Annotated in this window: 23 protein-coding genes, 1 tRNA gene and 2 pseudogenes; 12 read left to right on the plus strand and 14 right to left on the minus strand. The window is 64.4% G+C overall.

Translation table 11 applies throughout. The features are described 5' to 3' along the window. Nucleotides 1–46: 46 nt before the first annotated feature. Both BRA1253DRAFT_RS30050 and BRA1253DRAFT_RS30055 read left to right on the plus strand, forming a co-directional pair. Nucleotides 47–1,231, plus strand: a complete 1,185-nt coding sequence (locus BRA1253DRAFT_RS30050; protein WP_007600633.1) for an adenylate/guanylate cyclase domain-containing protein — start codon at nucleotides 47–49, stop codon at nucleotides 1,229–1,231. A 133-nt stretch (nucleotides 1,232–1,364) separates the two neighbouring features. Beyond that, nucleotides 1,365–2,162 (plus strand): adenylate/guanylate cyclase domain-containing protein, encoded by a 798-nt coding sequence (locus tag BRA1253DRAFT_RS30055; RefSeq protein ID WP_007600635.1) that lies wholly within the window; start codon nucleotides 1,365–1,367, stop codon nucleotides 2,160–2,162. Nucleotides 2,163–2,190: 28 nt separating this feature from the next. Here BRA1253DRAFT_RS30055 and BRA1253DRAFT_RS30060 read toward each other — a convergent pair whose 3' ends face one another. Then, nucleotides 2,191–3,192: an NADP-dependent oxidoreductase gene (locus tag BRA1253DRAFT_RS30060; protein WP_035995517.1), complete on the minus strand. Its 1,002-nt coding sequence runs from the start codon at nucleotides 3,190–3,192 to the stop codon at nucleotides 2,191–2,193. 47 nt (nucleotides 3,193–3,239) lie between these two features. After that, nucleotides 3,240–4,098 (minus strand): annotated as a pseudogene (locus BRA1253DRAFT_RS42070) (oxidoreductase). Nucleotides 4,099–4,213: 115 nt separating this feature from the next. Here BRA1253DRAFT_RS42070 and BRA1253DRAFT_RS30065 point away from each other — a divergent pair. The 5 genes from BRA1253DRAFT_RS30065 (at nucleotide 4,214) to BRA1253DRAFT_RS30085 (ending at nucleotide 7,071) form a co-directional block, all read left to right on the plus strand. Beyond that, entirely contained in the window at nucleotides 4,214–4,765 is a 552-nt protein-coding gene (locus BRA1253DRAFT_RS30065; protein WP_007600638.1) for a TetR/AcrR family transcriptional regulator, read from the plus strand. 121 nt (nucleotides 4,766–4,886) lie between these two features. After that, the gene (locus BRA1253DRAFT_RS42075) at nucleotides 4,887–5,069 is read left to right on the plus strand and encodes a hypothetical protein (protein ID WP_157158649.1); all 183 of its coding nucleotides are present in this window, start codon (nucleotides 4,887–4,889) and stop codon (nucleotides 5,067–5,069) included. Nucleotides 5,070–5,094: 25 nt separating this feature from the next. Continuing rightward, on the plus strand, nucleotides 5,095–5,967 hold the full coding sequence (gene rpoH / locus BRA1253DRAFT_RS30075) for an RNA polymerase sigma factor RpoH (protein WP_007600640.1): 873 nt from the start codon (nucleotides 5,095–5,097) through the stop codon (nucleotides 5,965–5,967). A gap of 167 nt (nucleotides 5,968–6,134) precedes the next feature. Further along, nucleotides 6,135–6,626 (plus strand): Hsp20/alpha crystallin family protein, encoded by a 492-nt coding sequence (locus BRA1253DRAFT_RS30080; protein WP_007600641.1) that lies wholly within the window; start codon nucleotides 6,135–6,137, stop codon nucleotides 6,624–6,626. 154 nt (nucleotides 6,627–6,780) lie between these two features. Continuing rightward, complete coding sequence (locus BRA1253DRAFT_RS30085) at nucleotides 6,781–7,071, plus strand: hypothetical protein (RefSeq protein WP_007600642.1); 291 nt, start codon at nucleotides 6,781–6,783, stop codon at nucleotides 7,069–7,071. Nucleotides 7,072–7,543: 472 nt separating this feature from the next. Here BRA1253DRAFT_RS30085 and BRA1253DRAFT_RS30090 read toward each other — a convergent pair whose 3' ends face one another. From BRA1253DRAFT_RS30090 to BRA1253DRAFT_RS30115, 7 genes and pseudogenes are all read right to left on the minus strand, one after another. Then, on the minus strand, nucleotides 7,544–7,777 hold the full coding sequence (locus BRA1253DRAFT_RS30090) for a hypothetical protein (protein ID WP_007600644.1): 234 nt from the start codon (nucleotides 7,775–7,777) through the stop codon (nucleotides 7,544–7,546). A 422-nt stretch (nucleotides 7,778–8,199) separates the two neighbouring features. Further along, on the minus strand, nucleotides 8,200–8,328 hold the full coding sequence (locus tag BRA1253DRAFT_RS45920) for a hypothetical protein (protein ID WP_007600646.1): 129 nt from the start codon (nucleotides 8,326–8,328) through the stop codon (nucleotides 8,200–8,202). A gap of 107 nt (nucleotides 8,329–8,435) precedes the next feature. Continuing rightward, nucleotides 8,436–8,669, minus strand: a complete 234-nt coding sequence (locus tag BRA1253DRAFT_RS30095; RefSeq protein WP_007600648.1) for a hypothetical protein — start codon at nucleotides 8,667–8,669, stop codon at nucleotides 8,436–8,438. Nucleotides 8,670–8,769: 100 nt separating this feature from the next. After that, a complete protein-coding gene (locus BRA1253DRAFT_RS30100; protein ID WP_245285993.1) occupies nucleotides 8,770–10,536 on the minus strand; it encodes an amidohydrolase in 1,767 nt (588 codons plus the stop codon). Nucleotides 10,537–10,780: 244 nt separating this feature from the next. Next, nucleotides 10,781–11,430 (minus strand): annotated as a pseudogene (locus BRA1253DRAFT_RS30105) (hypothetical protein). A 110-nt stretch (nucleotides 11,431–11,540) separates the two neighbouring features. Beyond that, nucleotides 11,541–11,616 (minus strand) — tRNA-Ile (locus BRA1253DRAFT_RS30110). 345 nt (nucleotides 11,617–11,961) lie between these two features. Beyond that, entirely contained in the window at nucleotides 11,962–12,936 is a 975-nt protein-coding gene (locus BRA1253DRAFT_RS30115) for a tripartite tricarboxylate transporter substrate binding protein (RefSeq protein ID WP_007600653.1), read from the minus strand. Between the two features lie 107 nt (nucleotides 12,937–13,043). On the opposite strand from BRA1253DRAFT_RS30115, the gene BRA1253DRAFT_RS30120 reads away from it, so the two are divergent. Beyond that, the gene (locus tag BRA1253DRAFT_RS30120; RefSeq protein ID WP_007600657.1) at nucleotides 13,044–14,021 is read left to right on the plus strand and encodes a TAXI family TRAP transporter solute-binding subunit; all 978 of its coding nucleotides are present in this window, start codon (nucleotides 13,044–13,046) and stop codon (nucleotides 14,019–14,021) included. Between the two features lie 129 nt (nucleotides 14,022–14,150). Here the strand turns inward: BRA1253DRAFT_RS30120 and BRA1253DRAFT_RS30125 are convergent, their stop codons facing one another. Both BRA1253DRAFT_RS30125 and BRA1253DRAFT_RS30130 read right to left on the minus strand, forming a co-directional pair. Then, the gene (locus BRA1253DRAFT_RS30125) at nucleotides 14,151–15,377 is read right to left on the minus strand and encodes an ABC transporter substrate-binding protein (RefSeq protein ID WP_007600658.1); all 1,227 of its coding nucleotides are present in this window, start codon (nucleotides 15,375–15,377) and stop codon (nucleotides 14,151–14,153) included. Nucleotides 15,378–15,475: 98 nt separating this feature from the next. Next, nucleotides 15,476–16,369 carry a helix-turn-helix transcriptional regulator gene (locus BRA1253DRAFT_RS30130; RefSeq protein WP_007600659.1) on the minus strand — a complete coding sequence of 298 codons (894 nt, stop codon included), beginning with the start codon at nucleotides 16,367–16,369 and terminating at the stop codon, nucleotides 15,476–15,478. A 406-nt stretch (nucleotides 16,370–16,775) separates the two neighbouring features. On the opposite strand from BRA1253DRAFT_RS30130, the gene BRA1253DRAFT_RS30135 reads away from it, so the two are divergent. Genes BRA1253DRAFT_RS30135 through BRA1253DRAFT_RS30145 form a run of 3 tightly spaced genes read left to right on the plus strand, consistent with a single transcriptional unit; the run spans nucleotide 16,776 to nucleotide 20,732 of the window. Further along, complete coding sequence (locus tag BRA1253DRAFT_RS30135) at nucleotides 16,776–17,609, plus strand: substrate-binding domain-containing protein (protein ID WP_007600660.1); 834 nt, start codon at nucleotides 16,776–16,778, stop codon at nucleotides 17,607–17,609. 54 nt (nucleotides 17,610–17,663) lie between these two features. Next, entirely contained in the window at nucleotides 17,664–18,770 is a 1,107-nt protein-coding gene (locus tag BRA1253DRAFT_RS30140) for a molybdopterin-binding protein (protein ID WP_007600661.1), read from the plus strand. Nucleotides 18,771–18,782: 12 nt separating this feature from the next. Continuing rightward, a complete protein-coding gene (locus BRA1253DRAFT_RS30145; RefSeq protein ID WP_007600662.1) occupies nucleotides 18,783–20,732 on the plus strand; it encodes a molybdopterin biosynthesis protein in 1,950 nt (649 codons plus the stop codon). Nucleotides 20,733–20,758: 26 nt separating this feature from the next. On the opposite strand, the gene BRA1253DRAFT_RS30150 is transcribed toward BRA1253DRAFT_RS30145, so the two are convergent. From BRA1253DRAFT_RS30150 to fdhD, 3 genes are read right to left on the minus strand one after another with little or no spacing between them, the layout of a single operon-like run. Next, the gene (locus tag BRA1253DRAFT_RS30150) at nucleotides 20,759–20,992 is read right to left on the minus strand and encodes a hypothetical protein (RefSeq protein WP_245285994.1); all 234 of its coding nucleotides are present in this window, start codon (nucleotides 20,990–20,992) and stop codon (nucleotides 20,759–20,761) included. A gap of 56 nt (nucleotides 20,993–21,048) precedes the next feature. Continuing rightward, the gene (gene mobA / locus BRA1253DRAFT_RS30155; RefSeq protein WP_088941160.1) at nucleotides 21,049–21,690 is read right to left on the minus strand and encodes a molybdenum cofactor guanylyltransferase MobA; all 642 of its coding nucleotides are present in this window, start codon (nucleotides 21,688–21,690) and stop codon (nucleotides 21,049–21,051) included. After that, nucleotides 21,671–22,561 carry a formate dehydrogenase accessory sulfurtransferase FdhD gene (fdhD, locus tag BRA1253DRAFT_RS30160; protein WP_007600665.1) on the minus strand — a complete coding sequence of 297 codons (891 nt, stop codon included), beginning with the start codon at nucleotides 22,559–22,561 and terminating at the stop codon, nucleotides 21,671–21,673. The genes mobA and fdhD overlap by 20 nt, the downstream gene beginning before the upstream one ends. 208 nt (nucleotides 22,562–22,769) lie before the next feature. On the opposite strand from fdhD, the gene mobB reads away from it, so the two are divergent. Next, entirely contained in the window at nucleotides 22,770–23,297 is a 528-nt protein-coding gene (gene mobB, locus BRA1253DRAFT_RS30165) for a molybdopterin-guanine dinucleotide biosynthesis protein B (protein WP_007600666.1), read from the plus strand. Nucleotides 23,298–23,305 lie beyond the last annotated feature (8 nt).

Raw genomic sequence — 23,305 nt, forward strand, 5'->3', positions numbered from 1 at the left:
GCCGCCCAAAACACGATGTGGACGGCCAGGATATGAACGGGCAGATATGACCGCGCCAGAGAAGAAATCCGCCACGCTGTCCGACGGCGTCGTCGATTGGCTGATCAACGGCACGCGCGACCAGCGCTTCATCGACAATATCTTTGCCGAGATGTGCATCCGGCTTCAGCAGGCCGGCATTCCGCTGGCGCGGTCGACGCTTCACGTGCTGATCCACCATCCGCAATGGCTGGGCGCCCGCTTCATGTGGTCCGACGGCATGCGCGAGGCGGAGATTGCACGGGTCGACCATGACGTCCGCGAGCGGTCCGAGTTCATCGGCAGTCCCGCCAACGAAATGTTCGACGGCGCGACCGAGTTGCGCGAAAATCTCGAGCAGGACCCAGCGCTCGGCCGCAAGCACGCGCTCTACCGCGAGATGCGCGCGCAGGGCCTCACCGACTATGTGGCCTGGCCGCTCTATCATACGCTCGGCAAGCGCCATCTCGTCACCTTCGCGACCAACCGGCCCGGCGGGTTCGACGACGCGCACGTCGCCGCCCTCAAGAACCTATTGCCGGTGCTGGCGCTGGTCAGCGAGATTCGCATCAAGAACCGGCTGGCGCGAACGCTGCTCGAGACCTATGTCGGCTCACATGCCGGCGAGCTGATCCTCGCCGGCGCCACGCGGCGCGGCACCGGCACGACGGTGCGCGCCGCGATCATGATCTGCGATCTGCGCGACTTCACCAAGATTTCCGACAACTGGCCGCGCGACGACGTCATCGATCTGCTCAACGATTATTTCGACGCGATGTCGGAGCCGATCGCGCGGCATGGCGGCGAGATCCTGAAATTCATCGGTGACGGCCTGCTCGCCATCTTTCCGCTGAGCGAGCCCAAGGCCTGCGCAAACCTGCTGCATGCCGTGACCGAAGCCCGTCAGGCGATGATCGCGTTGAACGCGCGCAACGACGGCACCGGCCGAGCGCCGCTGAACTACGGCATCGGCGTCCATGTCGGCGACGTCATGTACGGCAATATCGGATCGTCCACCCGGCTCGACTTCACCGTGATCGGTCCCGCCGTCAACATGGCCTCGCGACTCGAAGCTTTGACCAAGCAATTGGGAAAGAAAGTGCTGCTGTCACGCGATTTCGCCGAGCTGGTCGAGCGAGAGTTCGAGCTGGAGCATGTCGGCAAATATGAGGTGCGCGGCTTCAGCGACCCGATCGAGCTTTTTGCGTTTTGAAGATGACGGCGGCCCCCGGCCCAGCAGCGGGCGAGGTTCGAGTCCTGTTGCCAACCCGGGATTGTGTGACTACGCTCGGTGCGACGCCGCCCAAGCGTTTCGTCCAAGCGTGTCATCGATCGGCCGCACGTTCATGCCAAAATTCCTCCGCATCGGAATCCATCAGTCGAATGTATCGGGCTACACGTCGAAGGCGTGGTGTGTCCGGCGCGTTGGCACCGCGATCCTCCTGAAATGGGGCGCCGTGGAAGTCCAGGGCGCCGGTGACGGACGAAAGGTCTACTGGACGCGTCTGCCGCAGCAGAAGACAATTCGCTGCGGCAGCGCGCAGCGGGCCCAGGATTACGCCAAGGCCGCGATCGCGCGACGCCGCAACCATCGTTATGAACCGCTGGCCGGCGCGATCGTGCTCCGGCGCCGACCGGCCGCAGGCAGCACCGAACTCAAGCGGGCGCTCGCCACGATCCTGATCGTCGATATCGTCGGCTCCACGGCAAAAGCCGCAAAGCTCGGCGATGTCCGCTGGACCAAGATCATGGGCCATTATTACGCGGCGGTCCGCAAGGAGCTGAAGAGCTCGCGCGGCAAGGAAGTCACGACGACGGGCGACGGCGTGCTGGCGACGTTCAAGACGCCGGCTGCCGGAATCAATTGCGCGACCGCGATTCAGAAGGCCGTGCGTACGCTCGGCCTCGAGATCAGGGTCGGCCTGCATGCCGGAGAATACACCGTGAGCGGCACTGAGGCGGTCGGCCTCGCCTTCCACATCGGCACCCGCGTCGCCGCAAAGGCGCGCGCCGGCGAGGTGCTGGTGTCGAGCGCGGTGAAGGAGCTGCTGGCGCCGCAGTCCGGGATCCGCCTCAGGGAACACGGCGTGCACCAGCTCAAGGGCGTGCCGGAGCGCTGGCGGCTGTGGCGGGTGGAGGGCTGAGGCGATTGGGGGGGCCGCATAGACGCGATCATCTCATCTGGACGACGACCTTGCCCTTGGACCGTCCCTTTTCCAGATATGCCAGCGCCTCTTTCGCCTGTGCGAACGGAAAGACCTTGTCGATCACCGGCCGGATACGCTCGGACTTGAGCAGCTCGCCGATCCCGGCGAGTTGGCTGCCGTCCGGGTGCACGAACACGAACGAGTACTCAGCACCGATTTTGCCGGCTTGGCGAATGATCTTGCGGCTCAGCCATCCGAACAGGAACACCATGACGAAGTTCATCCCGCGGGCGCGCGCGAACGCGGCGTCCGGCGGCCCGACCAGCGAAGCAATCCTGCTCCCCCGCTTCAGGATCCGAAGCGATGTCTCGACTGCGTCGCCCCTGAGCGTGCCCAGCACCGCGTCGTAGTCCCGCAGCACCGCTTCGAATTGCTGCGTCTTGTAGTCGACCACCTCGTCAGCCCCGAGGCTACGCACCAGATCGATATTGCCGGTGCTGGTCGTCGTCCCCACTTTTGCCCCGAGATATTTCGCGAGCTGGATCGCAAACGTGCCGATCCCGCCGGCGCCCGCGGGAATGAACACCTTCTGGCCGGGCTTGAGACGTATGCGCTCCCTAAGCGCCTGCCACGATGTCAGGCCGACCATCGGGATCGAGGCCGCCTGCACGAAGTCCAGATTCGCAGGTTTGAGCGCGGCGGCATCCTCCGGCACGATCGCGAATTCGGCGAGAGCGCCGGTGCCGAGATCGAAGATGCTGGCAAAGACGGCATCGCCGGGCTTGAAGCGGGTCACGCGGCTTCCGACCTCGACGACGATGCCCGCGAGATCGCTGCCCAGTGTGGCCGGCAGTTGAAACTTGAGGATCGGCTTGAACGTTCCCTTCGGAATCATGTTGTCGATCGGGTTCAACCCCGCGGCGTGAACCTGGACCATGATTTCGTTCGGCTTCGGCGTCGGCCGCGGGATCTCGGCCAACGCGATCTGGTCCGGCTTGCCGTAGCGCTTGAAGACGAGTGCTTTCATTTTTTCTCTCGGTCCGGAGGTTCTTCGCACTGGCAAGCCTGCCGCCCTCAGAAAGCCCGCGCGGTGCGGGCGGGCTGCGGCGCCGCAGTCGCATCGAGCCGCAAATCTTTTCGAAGCCCGGCATCCACCAGGGCTGCAGGCGCAAACCGCCGCAGAAACCGCAGGCGCTTCGCAAGGCTGCCGGCCGCGTATTTGAGTTGCGGGCGCTGCCGCGCTTGCCGCCTTCAGCACGGTCTCGGCCACCACGCCGGGCTGTTCGGCCGTCGCCATCACCTCGTTCACCCGCTTGGTCACGCCGGCGCGCGCCTCGCGATATTCCTCGAGCGTGGCGTCGGGCTCCATGAAGTTCGCGTCGAACGGCGTCTTGGTGTAGGCGGGCTCGACCACGGAGACCCGGATGCCCCGCGTGCGCAGTTCATGGTCGAGCGATTCCGAATAGCCTGCCACCGCGTGCTTGGTCGCGGCGTAGAGCGCGCCATAAGGCATCGGCAGAAAGCCGAGCACCGAGCCGATATTGATGATGCGGCCATTACCCTGGCGGCGCATGTGCGGCACGACGGCGCGCGTCATCCGGATCAGGCCGAAGAAGTTCGTCTCGAAAATCGCGCGCGCCTGCTCCATCGAGCTCTCTTCCGCGCCGGCGGGGGCAACGCCGAAGCCGGCGTTGTTCACCAGCAGGTCGATGCGGCCCTCGCGCCGGATCAACTCGCCGACGGCGGCTTCCACCGACGCATCGCTGGTGACGTCGAGGGCCAGCATCTCGAAGGCCTGCTTGCCAGACTGTGCGCCCCGCCTGCTGGTGCCGAACACCTTATAGCCGGCGTTCGCGAGCCGCTCCGCCGTGGCCTGGCCGATGCCTGAGGAGGCGCCGGTCACCAGCGCGATCTTCGGTGTAATCCTGTTCATAATGCCTCTCCGACGCCACTACCGGGCCTGAAATCGTTTGATTACGATCGTAACTATTGATGTACATGACGATCGTAATTATAAAAGTCAAGCCCCGTATCCGAGGATCGGTCCCATGCGCGTCTCAAAGGAACAGGCTGCCAAAAATCGCGAGCATATTCTCGAGACCGCCTCGCGCCTGCTGCGGGAGCGCGGCATCGCCGGCGTCGGTGTCGACGCGCTCGCCGAGGCGGCCGGGATGACGCACGGCAGCCTGTACAGCCAGTTCGGCTCCAAGGAGCGGCTGGTCGAGGAAGCCGTGGCCCATGCGATCAAGGCCAAAGGCCAGGAATTGCCCGAGGCCTTCGCGCTCGAGGACTATCTTTCGGAATATCTCTCGCCGGGGCATCGCGACGATCCCGCCGCCGGCTGCCCCTTTGCTGCGCTCGCCTGTGAGGTGTCACGTCAAGGCGGCGGCCTGAGGCAGCGCTTCACCGCCGGCGTGCGCAGCACGATCGCCCTGCTGAGCAGCCGGATGGCTTCCACGCTGAAGCCACGCCAGCGCGAGGACAAGGCGCTCGCAGCGGCCGCATCCATGGTCGGCGCCCTCGTGCTCGCCCGCGCCGTGGACGATCCCAAGCTGTCGGACGATATTCTTCGCGCGACGAGGAATTCGCTGGGAGGGTGAGACCGCGTCTCGGCGGGACGCCGAAAGTCCGGAACAAAATTCCGGTGTCGACGTTCGATGTCGCGGATAGCCAATGGCAATGGCTGCCGATCTTCGACATCGACACACGTTTCGAACGCGCATGGATGATGACAGCGATCTGGTGCTCGGCATGTTGGCCCTGGCCGTCGCTGCCCTCCTATTGGTGGCGGGCGAGCTCTATCTCGTGACGCGACCGGAGCCGCCGCAAACTCACGCACCGGCCCCACCGGTCGTAACATCGTCGGCCGAAACCATTTTTTGTCATGTCGATTTTGCAGCGTAAGCAGACAAACTCGAAGAGGTGGGCAATGGGAAGCACTGCAACTGTTCCGATGCTGTCGCCTGAGGGCGGATTGACACATTACCTGGCGGAAATTCGCAAGTTTCCGATGCTGCGGCCCGACCAGGAAATCGCCTATGCCAAGCGCTGGCGCGAGCAGGGCGACCGTGAGGCAGCCTATCATCTGGTCACAAGCCATCTGCGGCTCGTTGCCAGGATTGCGATGGGATATCGCGGCTACGGCCTGCCGGTTGCGGACATCATTTCCGAAGGAAACGTCGGCCTGATGCACGCCGTCAAGCGCTTCGAGCCGGAGCGCGGCTTTCGGCTTGCGACCTACGCGATGTGGTGGATTAAGGCGTCGATCCAGGAATACATCCTGCGGTCCTGGTCGCTGGTCAAGATCGCCAACAGCGGGGCGCAGAAGAAGCTGTTCTTCAAGCTTCGCAGGACCAAGGCGGAAATCTCCGCCCTGGAGGATGGTGATCTCCGCCCCGAGCACGCCAGCCAGATCGCGCGGCGGCTCGGCGTGCAGGAGAACGACGTGATCGAGATGAACCGGCGCCTCGGCGGCGACCTGTCGCTCAACGCTTTGGTGCGCGACGCCGACGGCGGCGAAGTCCAGGACTGGGTGGTCGACCCCGCATCCAGTCCTGAAGCCGAATACGCCGAGCGGGAAGAAACCAGACGGAGGCGTGACGCCCTCGCCGGCGCGCTGGCCGTCCTCAAGCCGCGCGAGCGCGACATTCTCGAGGCGCGCTGGCTCTCCGAGCCGCCGCTGAGACTTGAGCAGCTCGCGGCACGGTATGGCGTTTCACGCGAGCGGGTGCGGCAGATCGAAATGCGCGCGTTCGAAAAGGTTCGGGCTGCCATCGGGGGGCGCTTGGCAGCCGGCTCTTGAAACCAAATCGCCGTCTCCTAATTCTTTTGGCAGCCCCGACCGAAACATCGAGCACAAGCAGATGCCTGACGAGTTGATCGTCCGGGTTTTGCAGCGCGTGCGTGGCCCTCGCCGCGCGCTGAGCTGCGCCAATCGACAACCAAGACAGGAGATAAGGAGAAACGACAATGGCACTACGTGATCTCATTCCGTGGAACAACGGCTCACGCAACATGGCCGCTCAGCGCGGCGAAGCCGGCAATCCGCTGCTTGCGCTTCACCGCGAGATGAACCGGCTGTTCGACGACGCTTTCCGCAGCTTTGATCTCGGCCCGTTCGGTTCCTCGACCGCAATGGGCTGGCCGAACGTCGAACTCGACGAGAGCGACAAGGAGGTCAAGGTTGTCGCCGAGCTTCCCGGTCTCGAACAGAAGGACGTCAACGTCGAGCTTGCAAACGGGGTGCTGACGATCAGCGGCGAGAAGAAGAGCGAAACGGAAGACAAGGAGCGTCTCTTCAGCGAGCGTTACTATGGCCGTTTCGAGCGGCGCATTCCGGTCGATGACGTCGACCAGGACAAGGTCGCGGCTTCCTTCAACAACGGCGTTCTTACCGTCACCCTGCCGAAGTCACCGGCGGCACAACAGAAGGTGAAGCGGATCGCGATCAACGGCAAGTAAAGCATGAAGCGGGCGGGAGTCGTCTCTCTCGCCCGCGTCCTGCCGGCGGCCGCATTCGCGTCCGTCGGCTCGCTGCAAAATTTTCCGGAACGCCCGGAAACTTCAATTCCGGTCTGGCGTTTTGCGGTCGGTTTCCAAGTTCTGGGAGTCGCACATGAAGAAACTTGCTTTAGTCCTGACGATGATCTCGGCCCTGTTCGTGGCGGCGGCTTCGCCGGCGGAAGCCCATGCTTGGCGCGGCGGCTGGCACGGCCATTGGGGAGGCCCGGGTATCGGCTTCGGTCTTGTTGCCGGTGCGCTTGCGGCGGGGCTCGCGGCCGATGCCTATTATGGCCCGCGCTACTATGGCCCGCCCTACGGCTACTATGGACCGCGCGTCGTGCGGCGGGCCTACTATGTGCCTTACGCCTACGCTCCTCCGCCCTACTGGGATCCCTGGTGGTGACAAGACAAGGCCCGGACCATCATCCGGGCCTTCCTGCGTGAGCGCAATCGGTCAATCGTTCGTGGCGCGCCTATTTGCGGTTCGCTCCGGTGGAGCCGGAACCTGGCATGGCCTGCTGGCCTCCTTGCGTTTGCCTTGTGTCGTTATCGCCTGGCCGCGTCGTCGACGATTTGGCCGGTGCGTTCGCGCCGCCGCCATTGTTGTCCGATGATGTGTTGAGGCTGGAGGCTCCCGCTCCCGTCGTGCCGCCGGTGCTGGAGGAGTCGATGCTCGACCCGGTCCTGGACGCACCCGTGCCGCCTTGCGCGAATGCGGAAGGGGGAAATGCGAGAGCCGCAACGAGCCCTGCGAGAACCAGCTTTTTCATGTCCGCTCCTATGCTTGACGTCGTCACATGCCGTGCCGAGGCAAAGATTTGGGGACGCACCTGTTCCTGCGGGGCAGCGCAAATCCGGCACCAGCGACGATGAAGTCATCCCGAACTCATCGCGCCCGGGGCGATCCGTTCCTGCGCTTGCGGCGTCAGCTCGTAGCGATCGTCGGCTTTCATCAGCCAGCCCGCCTCGATCATGCGTCGCGTCATGCCTGCGCTGCACAGCGGGTGGCTGCCGCCGGGATGAAACAGCGCGCCCTCGCGTTCGATCAGGTAGCCGTAGAGCCGCGCCTGTCGAAGCGGGTTTTGCATCCCTGGTGTGGGCGCCTCCATGGTCTCTCGCGCAGTCCTCCAAGACGGCCCTGAAATGACGGGCTGAGATGACGGGCCGATCCCCGTCAGGCGGCCCCGGCCTGTGGCCCGGGGGCGGGGCTTCGAGCCGAGACCGCCATTGCCGGACTCGCAAGGACCCGGCGCGGCCCAATACGCGACGGCCCCAGGTCGTTCCTACAAAGTCGTTCCTACAAAGTCGTTCCTACAAACCTGATGTCCTGGTCCTTACGCCTTGCGCGCCGGTCTTGGTCATCTGCACCTCCCTGAAAAGACCGCAACGCGCCTTGCCGCAGGAAGTGCCAATCGAGGTTGGAGCGAGGCGGCTGATCGGGGCGAACATCAGGTTGGTGTTCGCGCCGGACTGAAGGTTTGCGCAATCTGACCGCCTCCACCTCGGCATCGGAGAGGCCGCCAGCCCAATATCACCGCACGCCCGTGCCCTTGCAGCGCTGGCACTTCACCACCTTGTCGCCCTTCTTGAGCAGGCCTTTGCCCTCGCAGTTCTTGCATTTCTGCTTCTTCTTGATGTTCGGGCCTTTTTCACTGGTCATGGATGGCTCCTGCCGCGGAAGGGGGGACGGGCGCCTTGTATAGGATATTGACCCCGCGAAAGCGGCAGAAATCATCAAGAGTGCTGCCCCCGTAATCCGGCGTTCGATCAGGGACGTCCGCGAATATTCGCGCCGGAGGGGCCGCCGACCGTCTGGATCGGCTCACCGGCGGCGCGGTCCAGCGGTGGGTGCGGCCTGGCGAGTCCGACTGTTCCGGGAGCTGCGTCGTTGCTGACCGCAGGCATGTTGACGCGCTCCATCGTGATCGCAGATGCAACCACGATGGCAACGGCGAGGGCGATCGCACTCAAAACCAGGGTCATCCGATTCTGGTCTTCCATCGTGAGACCTCCGCGAAACGGCTCGCGGGGATAATGCCGGATCGGCGATTTAGTTGCTCTCACCCGGTTCAGGCTGCGCCGCACACCAGGTCTCCAGCTCCTATTTCGCGCTCGAGAAAGCATCCGCTGCGTAGACGACCTTGCCGCCCACGACCGTCAGCAGAGACGCCGTGGCGCCAATTTGCTCGACGGGGACGGACATGAAATCCCGATCGAGAATCGCGAAGTCGGCGAGCTTGCCGGTCTCTAACGTGCCGCGCCGCGTCTCGTCGAAGCAGAACCACGCGCTTCCCACCGTGTAAAGGCGCAAGGCATCTTCGCGGCTGGGTGTTTCGTCCGGGCCGCGCGTCGACAGTCCGCCGACGGTCTTGCCGTCGAGCATCCATTGCAGCGCCACGAACGGATTGTAGGATGCGACCCGATGCGCATCCGTGCCGGCCCCGACATGGACCCCCATGCGCAGCGCCGTGGCGAGGGGTGGCATGCTGCGCGCGGCTTCGCCGGCCTGCGCCACGATACGGTCGCCTCCGAGATACATCGCATCCTGCATGGTCCAGCCGACACCAAGGGCTTTCATGCGCGCCAACGTCTCGGGCGAGGTGTTGTCGAGATGGGCGATCGACCAGCGCAACGGCGCGAGCGGCGTCTCCCTGTTGACCTCGTCATAGAGGTCCAGGAGGTGATGGACGGATTTGTCTTCCTGCCAGTGGATGGTGACGGTCAGCCCTTGCTTGGCCGCCCAGCGAATGATCTCGCGAAACTTGTCCTTGGCGGCCGCGTCGGGCGCATTGTTGTTGTACATGGCGCCGGTGATCCGCTCGCCCAGTCCGTTGAACCGCAGCATGTCGTCGCCGAATCCCATCGGCAGGAACGGCGTGAGGGACTTGTACTCCTCGAATTCCGCGCCGACATTCTGCGCGAACAGGCTGTAGGCAACCCGAACCGAAAGTGATTTCTCGCGCCAGAGCTTTTGCAAGGCGGCGTAATGGCTGGGATAGATGCTGAAGCCGCCGGGATCCACGATCCCGGTCACGCCGAGACGATTGAGCTCCGTGAAGAACTGCCGGGTCCCGGCGACATTCTCTTCGAAATTCGGCCTCGGCAGCCGATCGAACAGCGCGGAGATGCTGACAATGGAGCCATTGAGCCAGCCCGTGGCGTCGCCCGATGCGGCTGTGATACCGGCCGGCAATTGATCCGCGGAGATCCCGAGGGCTTGTTGCGCCTTTGGCGTCATCAGCACCGCCGCATAGAACAGCTGGATGTAAGCCGGATTGTCGGGAACGGCCGCCATCACCTCGGCGAGCGTTGGCCGCCGCTTCTCCGCAAATTGCAATTCGCTCCAGCCACCGGCCACGATGATCCAGGACGCCGGCCGCGCTTGTGCCGCCTGGCGCAAGCGTTCCATGGCCTCGGGGATAGTCTTTGCGCCGATCCAGTTGACCTCGGTTGCGTAGGTGAGGCCGGCGCGCACCGCGTGAATATGGGAATCGATCAATCCCGGAATGATCGTGCGGCCACCCGCGTCGACACGGCGCGTCGCGGGCCCGATCATGCCTTCCATGGCATCGTTGCCGCCAATCGCGACGATCTTGCCGTCGCGGACGGCGAGAGCCTGCGCGATCGTCGAAGCAGGATCCAGCGTCACGAGCTTTGCGTTCGTGACAATGAGGTCGGCCTTTTGTGCGTGAGCCAAACTGGCCCAGCACGAGATCACCAAAATCGCCAGAAGCTTTCGCATCATCAGTCCCGACATGAGAGAGGCCGAAGCGGCGCCACGCGTCCGCCGCTGGATGCGCTCGCGGACATCGCGCATCGTAATGGGAGTGTTGTGATATTGACCATGTCCGGCTCCAACGAAATCCACCGGTAAATCCGGTCACGGCTCAGGCAATCGCTTTCATTGGTAGGCCTTCTTGGACACGTATCGAACCTTATGCATCGCCCAATCCAGAGGTTCGCGAATATCGAGCAAGTCAGACGCGGCAACGCCAGTGCATTTGGATGATTGGGGGTCCGGAGCAGCATACGCGGCGCTACGATTGCGATCCGCGATCGCTCTCGGATGAGAGACCCTGCTCTCTATCAACGCGGCCGCAATCGATGATTCATCAGGGGGCATGACCGGACAGTTCGCTTTCAATTGCAAGTCGGTAGCCGTCGAGCCTCAAGACCTCGTTGATTGCGGTCACGAGTATCGGCAGTTCAGGACCCCGTCGTCCGAGGGGGTGCAGGGCAGCCTCGAGAAGCCGGCCAAAGCGATCAATTGAGCATGTCAGGGCTCCGATCTGCTCGAAAGTTCGACACTCCAGTCGCCCGGGAAGTTGACCATATGCTGCTGAATCTCTTCCTCAAGGATGCGCAACGAGAATGTCCCGAACGTCATCATCTCGATCGGAAATAGCTCCTTGACCAGCGCTACGACGTCGCGCTCGCCGCAGAGATCGTCGCCGAAGCATTTGGCGATGTCGCGCCGTGTAATTTCACTGATCGCGGGCGTGTTCCTTTCTAGGATCGCAAGCGCTTCCTCTTCCAATCCAAAGGCGCGGCTTTGACGACCAAGATCTCGCGCGATCTCGGCCAGCTCATATTCGGTCTTGCCAGCAAGCGCCTGTAAAGCGCGCTCTTTCTTGCTGCTGCCATCGGCTGCCGACGGCATAGTCAGGCCGAACTCTTCTCCAATCGCCGGGAGGGTCGCATGGGTGTAAGCATTGCTCAGTTTGTTGGCGATCATTTCCGAAATATGAATGCGTCTAGCCATCGAGCATTCTCATAGGCATCTACGGTCCACTTTTCGACTTCTTGCGTACCAATCCGCGTCTACTCGGCCGCTTGCATGGCTGCGCCAAGCGCAGCTCGCAGAGCAAAGGCTGGTGGGCCCGGCAGGACTCGAACCTGCAACCAGACCGTTATGAGCGGCCGGCTCTAACCATTGAGCTACAGGCCCCGCCGCGAGACGGCCGCGAAAGCGGCGGCCGGCAACGGTGCGCGGTTCGTTTACAGGGACGGAGGCGGGGGTGCAATGCTGGCTCGGGCGGATGCAAACGCCGGCGCTGCAGGGCCTGACCATTTACGAATAACCGAAATTGGCGATGATGCCCTTATAGTCCTGTTTTGCCCGACGGCGCAAGCCGCCTCCGCCCGGGACTCGGTTTTCGATTCCGTAACCCCTTGTGATCCCTACATCTTTCTACTGTGCATGGGGTTGTTTTCGCACATTTGTTGGGAGGGGTCTTCCGATCCCCTCCGATGTCGCGTTGGCGCGCTGCAGACTCGCGGCAGTTCCACAGGCCTAGTCCACCGACACGCCGGCGAACTCCACCACCTTGCGCCACTTCTCGGTCTCGTCGGTGACGAGCTTGCCGAACTCGGCCGGCGTCATCGGCTTGGGGATGCCGCCGGTCTCGGTGAGGCGCGCGACCAGCTTCGGGTCCTTCAGCGCCTCGTTGACGGCCTTGTTGAGGATCTCGATCACGTCGGCCGGCGTGCCCTTCGGCGCGGAGATGCCGTAGAAGCCGACCGATTCGAAGCCGGGCAACGTCTCGGCGATCGCGGGCACATCGGGCACGCTCGGCCAGCGCTGCGGCGAGGTCACGCCGAGCGCGCGGACGTTGCCGCCCTTGGCCTGCTCCATCGCGGAGGGCAGGTTGTCGAAGATCAGCTGCACCTTGTTGGAGATGATGTCGGGGAAGGCGATCGCAGATCCCCGATAGGGCACGTGCACCATGTCGCACTTGGACATCACCTTGAACAGCTCCGCCGACATGTGCACCGAGGTGCCGTTGCCGGACGAGGCAAAGGAGATCTTGCCCGGGTTGGCCTTGCAGTAGTCGATGAACTCCTGAACCGTCTTGGCGGGAAACGCATTGGAGACGACCAGCATGTTGGTGAGCTGCATGATGCTGGCGACCGGCACGGTGTCGCGCAAAAAGTCGAACGGCAGCTTCTTGTAGAGCGAGGTCGAGATCGCGTTGTTGGGCGCGACGAACAGCAGCGTGTAGCCGTCCGCCGGTGAGGTGATCGCGGCAGCGGCCGCGATGTTGCCGCCCGAGCCGGTGCGGTTCTCGACGATGAACTGCTGGCCGAGGCGGTCGGTCAGCCACTGCGCCATGATCCGCGCCACGATGTCGACCGGGCCGCCGGCGGAGAAGCCGATGATCCAGTGCACGGGACGGTCGGGATAAGCGGCGGAGGCGGGAGGTGCGGCGCCCAACAGCGTTGAAAGGAAAACCAGCCCGAAAACACTGTTACGCAAAATTCGCAACATGACGCCTCCCATTGTTCTATTGTCGTTGGGCTGCATGCTTTCACAAAATCGGGGCGCTGCCTACATCGCCGCAAGTCGATGTTGACGCGCCCCCGCCGGGACCGACCATGAGATTCGCGATCACCCTTGTTCTCGGCGCGGCGCTGCTTTCAAGCCCCGCGGCCGCTCAAACCGGAGGCAACGCCATTCCGACCACGACACCCGGCCTGGCGATCAGCTTGGGCACCGCGACGCCCGGCGGCGGCTTTCCGCTCTATGGCAACGCCTTTGCGCAAGCGATGAACGCCGCCGATCCGCAAGCCATCATCGCCCCGCGCAACACCAAGGGCAGCAACGAGAACATTCCGCTGCTGGAGAAGGGCGAACTCGATCTCGCTCTGGTCGCGGGCGAGCCGGCCTATGAAGCCTTCGCCGGCATCGGCCGCGCGCCGGTACGGTTGAAGATTCTCACCGCGATCTATTCTAACCCCGGCATGTTCGTGGTGCGCGCGGACAGTCCATACAAGACCATTCGCGATCTCGTCGGTCAGCCCGTCGCATTCGGCGCCAAAGGCTCCGGCCTGCCGATCCTGGCGCGCTACGTGCTGGATGGTCTCGGGTTGAAGCAGGACGAGGACTTCAAGGCCGTCTATCTCGACCGCGCCGGCGACGGCCCCGCGATGGTCGAGGATGGCCGTGTCGCCGCACTCTGGGGCGCCGGCATCGGCTGGCCCGGTTTTGCGGCGGTGGCCTCGAGCGCGTCAGGCGCGCGCTTCATCGCGCCTGACAGCGAGGAGATCGCGCGCATCCGCGCCAAGCACGCGTTCCTCAAGCCGCTGACCGTGCCGGCCGGCAGCTATCCGAACCAGTCCGAGCCGATCGCCTCGCTGGGGTCCTGGAGTTTTGTGCTGACGCGCGAAGATCTGCCCGACGATGTCGCTTATCGGCTCGCGAAGACGCTTCACGGCGTCGAGCCGACATTCTGCAAGCAGCTCGCGCAAGCCTGCGAGACCACGGCCGCGAACACCGTCGCCGCCGCGCCGAAGCCCGAGCTGATCCATCCCGGCGTGATCAAGTATTTTCGCGAGATCGGGGTGGTGAAGTGACGGTCGCTCCTTAAGCGGCCGTCATTCCGGGGCGCGCACGGCGCGAACTCCGGTGCGCACTTGCGCACCTGAGAATCTCGAGATCCCGGGTCTGGTCCTTCGGACCGTCCCGGGATGACCTCTACGCGGTCACTTCTTCACCATCGCACACGCTGGGTCCGGCGGACCGAACGCCTTGTCGCCCGAGATCGTCGTGAGGATCTTGTAATAGTCCCACGGATATTTGCTTTCCTCCGGCGTCTTCACCTGCACCAGCCAGAGGTCGTGCACCATCAGATTGTCCTCGCGCAGTTTGCCGTTGCGGGCGAAGAAATCCTCGATCGGCTTTTCCCGCATCTTGGCTGCGACCTTGAGCGGATCGTCGGTGCCGGTGTCCTTGATGGCGTTGAGATAGTGCATCACGCTCGAATAGACGCCGGCCTGCCACATCGACGGCATCTTGTTCATCTTGGCGAAGTAGCGCTTCGACCATTCGCGGGTCTTGTCGTCCAGGTCCCAATAGAACGACGTCGTCAGCAACAGCCCTTGGGCCGCCTGCAGGCCGAGGCCATGGATGTCGGTGATCAGCGCCAGCAGCGCCGCCATCTGCTGGCCGCCCTTGAACACGCCGAACTCGGAGCCGGTCTTGATCTCGTTCATGTTGTTGGGCGGACCCGCCGCGATGCCGATGATCTTGGCCTTGGAGGCTTGCGCCTGCAGCACGAAGGAAGAGAGGTCGGGCGTTGCCAGCGGCGGCTTCACCGAGCCCAGCACCTTGCCGCCATTGGCGGTCACGACCGCCGAGGCGTCGCGCTCCAGCGAATGGCCGAACGCATAATCGTCGGTGATGAAGAACCAGCTGTCGCCGCCGCGCTTGACCACCGCGTCAGCGGTGCCGACCGCGAGCGCGCGGGTGTCGAACACCCACTGGATCGCGTAAGGCGAACAGAACTTGCCGTGGAAATCGGCGGTGCCGGTCGAGTGGGTGATGAACAGCCGCTTCTTTTCGTTGGCCATGTTCTGCACCGCGAGCCCGACCGCGGAGACCGGCACGTCGACGATCAGATCGACCTGGTCGACGTCGTACCAGCGCCGTGCAATCGCGCCGCCGATGTCGGCCTTGAGCTGGTGGTCGCCGACGACGATGCTGATCGGCTTGCCGAGCACGGTCCCGCCGAAATCGTCGATCGCCATCTGCGCTGCCGTCACCGAGCCCTGGCCGGTCGGCGCCGAGGCCGGACCGTTCATGTCGGTGAGCACGCCGATCTTGACGACGTCGTCGGACACCTGCGCCATTGCGGCGCCCGGCATCAGCGTCGCCAGGAATGTCGCTGCAAAGCCGGCAGCGACCGGCAGTCCAAATCTCGTTGGCTTCATGCTTGTCCTCCCCTGATCCGGCGCGTTGGCCGGTGTGTCCCGGGTATGGCCCGGCTGAATTGGTTTCTTTTGCAACTATTTGGGGGCGGGCGTCAACGTCAGCCGGCGAAGCGGATTTGTCCGGCCGGCGAGGGATCGTAGCCGGTCAGCTCCGCGGCGCGCTGGAGCAACCGCTTTTCGCTGAGGAACCGGATCAGGCCCTGCATCGCGGGCCGGAAATAGCTGCGATGCCGCATCGCGAGGTCGAAGTTTTCCCAGACCAGCGGCACGAAATCGAGGCCGGCCGAGCGCGCGGACGCACGCGTCGCGATTCCGCAATCGGCTTGTCCCGCGCGGACGATCTCGGCGAGATCCGGCCCGGTCAGGGCCGGCGTCTCGATCCGACGCAAATCGCGCGTCGACGCGGCGGCGCGCTTGAGCAGCACATCGAGCAGCATCTGCGCGCCCGTGCCCTGTTGCCGCACCGCCATCCTGGCCCCGAGCGCGAGCACGTCGGAAAGGCCGCGCAGCCGCTTGGGATTGCCCGGCGGCAGCACGAGACCTTGCTCGCGGCGCACGAACGCGACCAGCAATGCATCATGCAGGTCCGGAGCGTCTCGCAGGACGGTTGCATTGGCATCGGCGGCAAGATTGCCGTCGGCATCGAGGCTGTGGAAGTGCATCGCCACGGCCATCACCTCGTCACGCTGCAACCGCTCGAGCCCGCGCGCGCTGCCCTCGCTCATCGAGCCCAGGCCCGAGCCGGATTCGCGCAGCCCCCAATCCAGAAGCTCGTCCTGGCTGCCGCCGACGACCGGCGGCGGCTCCGCGATCAGCATGCCGGCCGGGCGCGCCAGTCCGGACAGCACCCAGAGGTCGAGTTCGTGCCGCGGGAAGAGCCACTTTCCGGTCACCTTGGTGCAGGGGATCGCACCGGTGGTGACGAGTTCGTATAGCTTGCGTTCGCCGAGCCGAAGATAATCGGCGGCTTCGCTGGTCGTCAGGAATTCCATCCTGCATTCCTATGCAAATTCTTGCTTCTTTTTGACGGTCGACGCAGGTGGAATTCTGCATTTCAAGTTTTGTCCGCCACGACCATGCCTGATCATCTCGCTGCTTTGCAACACATCCTCACGCGCGATCTCTGCTTTGGTGAACGATCCTGAATCGCTCGCGTGGTGCCCATCTTGCGGGCTGTCGCGCGCGCAACTGCAATGGGCATATGCCGCTCCGCGTGTTGCCGAGATTTCCCGAGTCGTCGGCGCGCGGACGCGGAGGGTAAAGTCTGTGGCCGGTAGTGGCTTGACCTGCGCTCTATCTGTTGTTGTCTGCATCCGGCGCGGCAACGAGCAAACGCGTCACGAGTGCGGCGCAATCGATCATCATCATGATCGCGTCATAGCCAGTGGGAACCCGATCATGGCCGTCCGCCGCCTCTCCGTTGCACTCGTGCTTCTCTGCGGCCTTGCCGCAGGCGTTGCGGCGTCATCCGCGGAGGACCGCGCGATCGTGCTTGCCACGACCACAGCGACGCAGGAGTCCGGCCTGCTCGATTACCTGCTGCCGATCTTCCGTGAGAAGACCGGCATCGACGTGACCGTGATCGCGCGGCGCGCCGACGAGGTGCTCGAGGGGGCACGAAGGGGCGAAGTCGACGTCGTGCTGATGCATGCACGGCCGCAGGAGGAGAAATTCGTTGCCGACGGTTTTGCGGTGAAGCGCTTTGACGTGATGTACAACGACTATGTGCTGATCGGGCCGAAGAGCGATCCCGCCGGCGTGAAGGGCAAGGACATCGCGACCGCGCTGAAGGCGATCGAGGCCAAGGGCGCGCCGTTCGTGACGCGCGGCGACCGTTCGGGCACCCATGCCGCCGAGCTCGCGCTCTGGATCGTCGCCGGCATCGACATCGCGAGCACCAAAGGCGGCTGGTATCGCGAGGCCAAGCAGGGCATGGCCTCCGCCCTCGATGCAGCGCGCACAGCGAACGCCTATGTGCTGTCCGACCGCGGCAGCTGGATCGCTTTTCGGGAGCGCGGCGATCTCGACGTCGTCGTCGAAGGCGACAAGCGTCTGCTCAATCAGTACGGCGTGATGCTGGTGAACCCCGCGAAGTTTCCGAACGTGAAGAAGGAGCTGGGGCAAGACTTCGTCGACTGGCTGATCTCGCCTGACGGGCAGGCGGCGATCGCCGGATACAAGGTGGACGGACAACAACTGTTCTTCCCCAATGCGGACAAGTCGGGCGGCTGACGTTCGTATCGCCAGCGGTTGCCAAACCGGGCGATGCATGGTCCATCATGGCGCATGACCCAGCGCCTGCCGCCCTTGCTGACGCCGCTCGACGCCGCGCTCGCCGCGTTGCTGAAGGGGCTCGATCCGCTCGCGCCGGTGGAGTTGCAGCTGACTGAAGCGGCCGGCTGCATCGCGGCGGGCAATCCGCTGCTCGCGGCCCGACCGTCCCGTGACGTCGCTGCCGCCGACGGCTGGGCGTTTTGGGCCAACGATCTGGTCGGCGCGTCCTCCTATTCACCGCTGCCTCTCGCAACAGCGCCCGCCTGGGTCGATGCCGGCGACGCGATGCCGGCGGGATGCGACTGTGTGCTCGATGCCGACGCAGTCGAGATGTCTGGTCCGCTCGTCCAGGTGTTGGCGGAGAGCGCACCGGGGCAGGGCGTCAGGCGCGCCGGAAGTGACATCGACGGACGCACGCCTGCCGCGGCAGAGGGGTATCCGGTCGGTCCTGGCGCTCTGCTGCTTGCGCGCGCCGCCGGACTGGACCGACTGAGCGTGCGGCGTCCGCGACTGCGCATTGTCAATGTACCAGGTGCAACGCTGACCATGCATCTGATTGCGGACATCGCACGCACCGCAGGGCTGGATGTGCAAACGCACGAGGCCGGCGCGCGCGACGCGGGATCGATCGCGGAGGCGATCGGGGCGCCCACCTGCGATCTCCTGCTGACGATCGGCGGCAGCGGTGTCGGTCGCAACGATGCAGCGGTCACGGCGCTGGCCCAGCGTGGTGACGTGATCGCCCATGGTCTTGCGCTCCAGCCCGGACGCACCGCCGCGATCGGGCGGCTCGGAACCATTCCTGTCGTCGCCTTGCCCGGATCGCCGGAACATGCGCTTGCGGTCTGGCTTGCGCTCGTGCTGCCGCTCCTCGACCGTCTGTCAGCGCGGCTGCCGCGCCGACCGATAGCCTTGTCGCTCGCGCGAAAAATTGCATCCAGCGTCGGCATCGCCGAAATGGTCCTGCTGGCCGAGGAACATCATGCGTGGGTGCCACTTGCGGTAGGAGAATGGCCGCTCCAGGCAATTGCCCGCGCGGATGCATGGCTGCTTGTTCCCGCCAGTCACGAGGGATTTGCAGCGGGCGCGCCGGTCGATGCCTATCTGATGCGGGAATGATATGGGTTTAGCATGACCATGATCCCGCAATCGCAAGTCCGCAGCGCGCTCGAACAGGAACAGTTCCTCAAAATCCTTTCCCGCGAGGAGGCGCTGGCACGCTTCGAGGCCGCGCTGTTCCCGCGCGCTCTTTCGAGCGAAACGCGCAAGCTCGGTGCTGCGCTTGGCGCGTCGCTCGCTGAAGACATCACTGCGCCGATCGACGTGCCGCCGTTCGACCGTTCCAATGTCGATGGTTTTGCGGTGCGCTCTGCGGATCTTGCGACAGCCGGCGAAGGCGCGCCGGTTCGCCTCGGGCTGAATGGCGAGACCATTCACTGCGGCACCGTACCGGCGGTGCAAGTGGCGGCGGGAACGGCAACGCCGATTGCCACCGGCGGTCCGCTGCCGCGCGGTGCCGATGCCGTGATCATGGTCGAGCATACCCAGCCGGCGGGGTCCGGTGCGATCGACGTCCGTCGCGCGGCCTCGCCCGGGCAATTCATATCCTACGCAGGATCCGATATCGCGCGTGGCGAGGCGCTGCTGCGCGCCGGCACCATCATCGGCTCACGCGAGGTCGGCATGCTGGCGGCTTGTGGTATTGCCGAGGTGAGCGTCGTGCGCAAACCTCGTGTTGCCGTGATCTCCACCGGTGACGAATTGGTTCAGCCGGGCGAGGTGCTCGCGCCCGCTGCGATCTACGATACCAACGGCGCGATCGTCACTGCTGCGATCGACGAGAACGGCGGAGAGGCGGTTTTCCTCGGCGCCATTCCGGACGACGAAGCTCAGCTCGAAGCCGCCATGAGGGGTGCGCTGGCGGACGCCGACATGCTGGTGCTCTCCGGCGGCACGTCGAAAGGCGCGGGCGACCTGTCCCATCGCATCATCGGCCGGCTCGGCCAGCCCGGCATCATCGCGCATGGCATTGCGCTCAAGCCCGGCAAGCCGCTGTGCCTTGCGGTGTGTGACGGCAAGCCGGTGGTGATCCTGCCGGGTTTTCCGACTTCGGCGATGTTCACCTTTCACGACATGATCGTACCGGTGCTGCGCAAAATGGCCGGACTGCCGCCGCGTTCCGATGCCAAGGTGAACGCGACCGTGCCGGTGCGCATTGCTTCCGAGCTCGGCCGCACCGAATTCGTCATGGTCTCGCTGGTCGAAGGCAAGGACGGCTTGATCGCCTATCCCTCCGGCAAGGGGTCCGGTGCGATCACGTCGTTCGCGCAGGCCGACGGCTTTCTGCGCATCGACGCACTCGCCGACAAGATGCCGGCCGGGACCGAGGCCGAGGTGACGCTGTTTACGCCGCATGTGCGGGTGCCCGATCTCGTTATCGTCGGCAGCCATTGCACCGGCCTCGATCTCGTCACGGCGCAACTCGCGCATGCCGGCCTGACCGTGCGCTCGATCGCCGTCGGCAGCCTCGGCGGACTTGCGGCGGCGCGGCGCGGTGAATGCGATCTGGCGCCGATCCATCTGCTCGACGAAAAGAGCGAGACTTACAATACGCCTTACCTCGCCGAAGGACTCGAGCTCGTGCCGGGCTGGCGGCGGATGCAGGGCATCGTGTTCCGCAAGGGCGACAAGCGTTTTGAAGGCCACAGCGCGAAGGATGCCGTGGCCGCGGCGCTCGCTGATCCCTCCTGCATCATGGTCAACCGCAACCAAGGCGCCGGCACGCGCATCCTGATCGACCGGTTGCTCGGTGGTGCGCGCCCGGAGGGCTATTGGAACCAGCCACGCTCGCACAATGCGGTGGCCGCGGCGGTCGCACAGCACCGCGCCGATTGGGGCATGACCATTGCGCCGGTCGCCAACGCGGTTGGCCTCGGTTTCATTCCGCTCGCGGAGGAACATTATGACTTCGCGCTGGTGACGGCGCGCAAGCAGCGTCCGGCAGTGCGGGCCTTTCTCGATGCGCTCGGCTCGGACGAAGCGCGCGCCGCGCTGGAGCGCGCCGGCTTCCGACCGGCGTAGTCTGGCGTCGTTCGGTCAGCGCTCCGCTACGAGGTTTGGATTGTCTCCCCGCCGGTCTGTTCGCGCACGCGCTGCCGCTCCTCGGCTTCGGCAAGTGCGCGCTGCGCGGCGGGTGGCAGCGGGCCCTCAACGATTTCAGGCTTGCTCCGCCACTTCGTGTCGTCGACTGCGACCGAGCAATCGAGTGCGAAATCGATCACTTCGAAGATAACGTTCAAGAGGGGGTCCGTCATGGCTGATCCGGGCAATGTCCCGATCATTGGTCGCTCGCGTTCTCGTCTCGGTTCACGGCCCGCGAACCCAAGCTCACGCGGCCTTAAGCGGCGTCATCCAGTGCGGTCAGCCGTTCCGCTTCCGCGATATCTTCAACGGTGTTGGCATTGAAGAACGGATCGAGCGGCTCCGTCGGCCACGTCACGGTCGCGAGCGGGTAGCGCGCGGTCCAGCGGTCGATCTTGCGGAGGTCTTCGACCACCAGCGCATGACGCAGTTCGTCGCGCAAGCCAACGCGCCACAGGCCGATCACCGGATGCGATTGATCGCCTGATGCCGCAACGGCGAGCTCGGCATTCGCCGCGATGCGTTTTTCATGCAAGCGCGCGACCAGATCGCGCGGCAGGAACGGGCAATCGCAGGCGGCACTGAGCACCCACTTCACCTCGGGCCGGTTCGCCGCGGTCCAGTCGAGCGCGGCAAGGATGCCGGCGAGCGGGCCGGGAAAGCCGGGCACGTCGTCGGCGATGACCTGCAAACCGAACGCGGCGAAGCGGACGGGATCGCCGTTGGCATTGAGGATCAGCCCGCTGCATTGGGGCGATAGGCGCGCGATCACGCGTTCCAGAATGGTGCGGCCGCCAATGGTACGCATCGGCTTGTCGCCGCCGCCCATACGCCGCGCGAGGCCGCCGGCGAGCAGCACGCCTTGCGTGGTCGGAAAGCTAGTCGTCACCACCTTCACCCTTGCGCTTGTGCTTGGCCGATTCTTCCTCGACGTAAGCGAGGTTCTGGTCGTAGACGATGCGCTCTGCCCCCGACAACGCGATGAACCGTTTGCCGCGGGCGCGGCCGACCAGCGTCAAGCCCACCTGCCGGGCGAGATCGACACCCCAGGCGGTGAAGCCGGAGCGCGACACCAGGATCGGAATGCCCATGCGGACCGTCTTGATCACCATCTCCGAGGTGAGCCGTCCCGTGGTGTAGAGGATCTTGTCGGATGCATCGACGCCGTGGCGGTACATCCAGCCCGCGATCTTGTCGACGGCGTTGTGACGGCCGACATCCTCGGTGTAGCAGAGCGGCTCGCCCTCCCTGCACAGCACGCAGCCGTGGATCGCACCAGCCTCCAGATAGAGCGAGGGCATGGTGTTGATGGTCTGAGTCATCTGGTAGAGCCAGGAGGTGCGCAGCTCGGCCTTCGGCAGCGCCACGCTCTCGACCGCCTCCAGCAGATCGCCGAAGGCGGTGCCCTGCGCGCAGCCCGAGGTCTGTGTGCGCTTCTTCAACTTGGCTTCGAAATTGGTGTGGTGCTCGGTGCGCACCACCACCACTTGGAGGTCGTCGTCGTATTCGACCTCGGTGACCGCGTCATTATACTTCAGCATATTCTGGTTGAGCAAATAGCCCAGGGCCAGATATTCCGGATAGTCGCCGATCGTCATCATGGTGACGATCTCCTGCGAATTCAGGTAGAGCGTCAGCGGGCGCTCCACCGGCACCTTGATTTCGATCCTGGCGCCGGACTGGTCGGTCCCGGTCACGCTCTCGGTGAGGCGCGGGTCCTCGGTGTCAGGGACGATCAGGGGCACGGGGGCTTTGTCGATCTTCATCATGGCCGCGACGTTAGCATGACATTCGGGTCAAGCCGATATAAGCATGCTAGCGAGAGAACGAAATGCCGCCTATTCGTCATTGCGAGCGAAGCGAAGCAATCCAGGCTGCCGCCGTGGATGCATTCCTGGATTGATTCGCTGCGCTCGCAATGACGGAGAAGAGAGTGGTTCCATCAAGGACCGGGTCGCTCGCGGAGACGGAGCTGGAATGAAAGTCATCGGCCTTGCAGGCTGGAGCGGTGCGGGCAAGACCACGCTGTTGACGCGGCTGATCCCGCATTTCAATGCGCTTGGCTTGCGCGTCTCGGTCATCAAGCATGCGCATCACCAGTTCGACGTCGACGTGCCCGGCAAGGATTCCTGGCGCCATCGCGAGGCCGGCGCGGCCGAGGTGCTGGTTGCTTCGTCAAATCGCTGGGCGCTGATGCACGAATTGCGCGGGGCGGCGGAGCCGCGTCTGCCGGAACTGTTGAGCAAATTGTCGGCCGTCGATCTCGTCGTGGTCGAGGGTTTCAAGCGCGAGCCGCATCGCAAGATCGAGGTGCATCGCGCCGCCAACGACAAGCCGCTGCTGTTTCCCGATGATCCCGGAATTTTCGGGATCGCGGCCGACGTTGCCATTGAAACCCGACTGCCGACCGTCCATCTCGACGATATCGCCGCCGCCGCGGAATTGCTGCTGCGCGCCGCGATGCCAGTCGAGGAAGCGGTCGCGAAAAGCGCTGCGATGCGCTGACGAGGCAC

It is taken from the genome of Bradyrhizobium sp. WSM1253 (assembly GCF_000244935.1).
GTDB classification, from domain to species: domain Bacteria; phylum Pseudomonadota; class Alphaproteobacteria; order Rhizobiales; family Xanthobacteraceae; genus Bradyrhizobium; species Bradyrhizobium canariense.